The following is a 282-nucleotide window of genomic DNA, read 5'->3' as shown; positions in this document are numbered from 1 at the left end:
CGCCATAATAATCCCAACCTTTATATAATCAGCATCAATTTTATCATGAATTTCATATTTATATATTATAAATGTCTATTCTCGTGTAACATAATAATTGAATAGATAATGTTAGGAACGATTGTATGGAGCTATTTAAACAAGCAACAGAGTTTATTGAAATGATGTACGACGAGTTAAAGTTAGGCGATCCGGCAAATAGGTTAAGCGAGATTAAAAAAGAAATCGATGAGAAAAATCGTTACACGCATACGTCTAAAGAGTTAGAATACGGAGCACGTG

The 282-nt window shown here is 31.9% G+C and carries 1 protein-coding gene; it reads left to right on the top strand.

Features of this window, described 5'->3' with window-relative positions; translation table 11 throughout:
* Positions 1-125: 125 nt before the first annotated feature.
* On the top strand, positions 126-282 hold a 157-nt coding region (locus HMPREF3029_RS09705; protein WP_168165490.1), incomplete at its 3' end, for a nitric oxide synthase oxygenase.

The sequence above is a fragment of the Nosocomiicoccus sp. HMSC059G07 genome, assembly GCF_001815515.1.
Taxonomy (GTDB): Bacteria; Bacillota; Bacilli; order Staphylococcales; family Salinicoccaceae; genus Nosocomiicoccus; species Nosocomiicoccus ampullae_A.
The sequence above is the reverse complement of the archived record's forward strand: the minus strand, read 5'-3'. Positions and strand labels throughout refer to the sequence as shown.